The following is a 3,412-nucleotide window of genomic DNA, read 5'->3' as shown; positions in this document are numbered from 1 at the left end:
TGTTCCATACAGAACTCATCATATTCCTTATCAGCCTGCTGTTTTTCCTGTTCCATGCGGGCAGCCTCTTCCTCCTGACGCTCCTGGATGGTTTGATTCTGTTGATCCTGAACTTGCTGGCCTGCTTCCACACGATCTTGCCACCAGGCTTCAGCTTCCTCACGAGTATGGCCTCGATCCATATAACCTTGCATGAACTTCTCAGCTTCGGCACTAAATTTCTGATCAAACTCTGCATCGGACTCATAGGTGGCACCTTCATTGGTGGGACCCTCTTCAGTTACCTGCTTGACAGGCTGAGAGCTGGGGGAAGGTTCCGGGGTTGTCGCCGGTTCTTCTGTTGCTGCGGGAGTAGGAGAAGGTGCAGGGGTAGAAGTAGGTTCTGTGGGCTTCTGATTACAAGCAACCACAAAGGCCCCCACCAAGATCACAGCCACCACAAGCCCAATCGTTCGTTTCATTTCCTAATTCCTCCTTGTTATCGCTGGCCTCATTTTACCACGATAACATCTAAGGGACAATACCATTTATTACCCATTTATACCTTATATGCAAAATGCTTCGACAGCCCTTTTCCTAGTGCTATCGAAGCATCTTTTTTTATAGATTCAGCATCTGCCTTAACTCGGCATCTCCATCTGCCAATTCATAAAGATATTCTTCCAGTTCGGGATATTTACGGTATAGTTCGGGAAGGAGATATTCACGAACTTGTTCCGCTTCGTCCTCTTCCTCTTCCTGCTCTACTAGTTCTAGCTCTTCTTCCTCATCTATCTCCTTTGCTTTCATGTGCTTAGATTCTTCCAGCTCATTTCCCAGCAAAGCGCCAAAAATCATTTCACCCATAGCTACATGGTTGCGGGGTTCATTATCTCCAATAAAAGAAGTATATGCGTATTCCAGCAATTTTCTTTCCCATAGTTCCCTATGAGGCATAAGCAATTTGCCATAATACCGGCTATTGATGAAGGGAGTCAAATCATCCTCTATATACATTTCCAACCGGGGAAACACTTCTTCAAATGCTTCGCGGTTGGCGTGTACCAGAAACACAGGCAAGGCGTGCAAACCCATCCAACTTATCTTTTGTTCGTCTGCTGATTGTCCATAAGCGGCAATTAAAGCAGAAATATTTTTTATAGAGATTGTTTTATCCTTGTTTTCAAAAAGTTGTTTTCCTATGCTGCTGTTCTGAGTTATAGCCTCCAACGCTTTGAGGAAAGAGGGTTTTATAAATCCTTGAATTTCTCTCTTTATTTTGTCATATCGTTTATTCCGTATGTTTTTCAACGACATTTTATTATCTGCGGTAAAGGGGCTTAAATAAGTGCTGATGATTTCCTTATACTTTTCTAAGTTTTCTTGATTGTTTCGGTTAAGTTCCATGTAGCCCGGAATGTATGCAAATAGAACCTCTTCCATTGCCACAACTTCCAGTAAATCGTTCCATTTAACCGTTGTAAACTCCGGTTCCTGATAATCTTTTCGTGCCCATTCTGCTGGGGTGTATTTTCCCATTTCCTCAAAAAGTTCTACAGATAAGGCTCTTGCCTTCTGTTCAAGCTCCACTGCTGTTTTGTGAACTTTCAGAATAATATCATCTATTTTATTGGTAGTGATTCCCCGGTTTTTGTATACATCCTGCAATAGCTCTTTATCAATGTCTTGCTCAACCGGTGCATCATCAGCGGCTTTCTCATACTGCGGTATTCCAATCGTATAGGCAGCTATAAGACGATCCAATATGGTAGTATGCAATATTACTGCCTGACACTGTTCCCGCACGGTAGCATAGCATATCCACCGCAGGCGTGATACATAGGTTTCATACTCCGTTGGATTACTTAATGCTGTCACTTTCAGTGTAACATCATTTGCCCCATATTCAGTTTTCTGTGGATGATTCAAAGAAATGTTATCTTTCATAAATTCAACCTCCTGTTTTTGTGCAATTTTATAGTTGTTCTATTTTGTTTTCTTCAAATATTAAAACCACCCTCTAGTGCTAGAATATTTACAGATCAACAAACAGAAACTAATCAGATAACCAATTTTTACCACTGATTTTTTCAAAAAAAGTGCGAGTTTATTTTTTGAGTTTCTCAATGTTTGTTTGTTTCTGAAAGCCTTAAAATAGAACCATCGAAAGGAGATGACCACTATGATCTAGCCCACAATCGTCCCCCCTTTTACTTAATCCTATCTAATTATCTTTTAAGGAGTAACCACAATGACCAATTTGAACACTTTCACCTTCAACGCCACCGAAATTTTCCGCTCTAACTCCCCGATGCCTGTCACCGCTCTCCGCCCCTGGAAGAAGCGTGGTTCCGAGGAAGTTATGGGCAGCCTCGTTTCGGTGGTCATCCCGGCTCGGAACTTTGCCACTTTGACGGTGAAGGTTGCCGGAAGTTCAGCCTACGAACAGGCAGATCATGAAATCACGCTCAGCGCAGCTTTTAAGGGCCTTGTGGTTCGTCCTTATGCCCTCAAGGGTGCGCAAGGGGAAATTGTCAGCGGGTGGACGGCAACGGCGGATTCGGTTGAGCTGTCTGAGGGGGCGGAATTTCTGTGATTCAGCGCCTCATTCTGGTTGTTAAAAGGTGGTGGGGCGCAAGCCCTGCCACCCACCGGCTATATCTAATTGCTGCATTAGCGGGAGGTGGAGCGCTGGTGGTTTGGCTTCTGTTCTTCACCGCCCGCTTGTGGTTGCCGCCGATGGTATGTGCCGGATTTGTAGTGTGGGCCATCGTGGACAGAAGTAGGCAGGTCACACAGCAGCAACAGGCCGAACAGCAAACAGCCTTTCAGCAGAGCCAGCGGGAAGCAGCAGAGTTTACGCAGTGGCTTTTTTGTAAGCAACAGCGGGATTTGTTGGGGATTCAGGCCGTGCCTCTGGTTTCTTCGCTGGCCTATCTGGCCCGCCACATTGCGAGTGAGCAAACCCCTGCGGGGCTTGTCCACACGCTGACTATCGGCTTGCAGTCTTTCAACGCACAATCGTTTTATTTGCTTTGGGAAAGCCTGCGTGAGCCAATCAATGAAGCGTTAGTAAATTATTGCTCGCTAAAAAGTCTGGTTTTAACCGATGGTTCCGCCCGATTCGCCGTTTCTTCTGTAGACATTTTAGACGGTGCGGTTTTACCTCAGATCGTGTTAAAAATCGTCGACAAAAATTTTATCCCTTTTCCAAAATACAACCTGATTCAACCGGAGGATGCCGATTTATGGCTATGAACAATAAAAACAAAGTTGCGATCGCTACGACTTCCACAATGGGCTTGAATGGGCGTGGAAACACCGTTTATCATTACCCATCCATGTATCCCCATTGTTTGATCGCAGGGCGCACCGGCTCCGGCAAGTCCTACGCTGCCCGCAGCTGGATTTACAATTTTCTGCAAGCCTACCC

General features: G+C 45.1%; 4 protein-coding genes and 1 pseudogene. 3 read left to right on the top strand and 2 right to left on the bottom strand.

Going from position 1 to position 3,412, the window contains the following annotated elements; genetic code table 11:
• Both B5F28_RS14210 and B5F28_RS14205 read right to left on the bottom strand, forming a co-directional pair.
• Window positions 1-461, bottom strand: a pseudogene (locus B5F28_RS14210) (hypothetical protein); the annotation flags it as partial.
• A gap of 139 nt (window positions 462-600) precedes the next feature.
• Window positions 601-1,926, bottom strand: a complete 1,326-nt coding sequence (locus B5F28_RS14205) for a hypothetical protein (protein WP_087296481.1) — start codon at window positions 1,924-1,926, stop codon at window positions 601-603.
• 304 nt (window positions 1,927-2,230) lie between these two features.
• On the opposite strand from B5F28_RS14205, the gene B5F28_RS14200 reads away from it, so the two are divergent.
• The 3 genes from B5F28_RS14200 to B5F28_RS14190 form a co-directional block, all read left to right on the top strand.
• Entirely contained in the window at window positions 2,231-2,575 is a 345-nt protein-coding gene (locus B5F28_RS14200; RefSeq protein ID WP_087296480.1) for a hypothetical protein, read from the top strand.
• Window positions 2,572-3,237 (top strand): hypothetical protein, encoded by a 666-nt coding sequence (locus B5F28_RS14195; protein WP_087296479.1) that lies wholly within the window; start codon window positions 2,572-2,574, stop codon window positions 3,235-3,237. The genes B5F28_RS14200 and B5F28_RS14195 overlap by 4 nt, the downstream gene beginning before the upstream one ends.
• The coding region (locus B5F28_RS14190) for an FtsK/SpoIIIE domain-containing protein (RefSeq protein ID WP_143424769.1) at window positions 3,228-3,412 on the top strand (185 nt) is incomplete at its 3' end. The genes B5F28_RS14195 and B5F28_RS14190, both read left to right, overlap by 10 nt.

Source organism: Gemmiger sp. An194 (genome assembly GCF_002160145.1).
In the GTDB taxonomy this organism is placed as follows: domain Bacteria; phylum Bacillota; class Clostridia; order Oscillospirales; family Ruminococcaceae; genus Allofournierella.
This window is presented reverse-complemented; position numbering and strand designations above follow the sequence as displayed.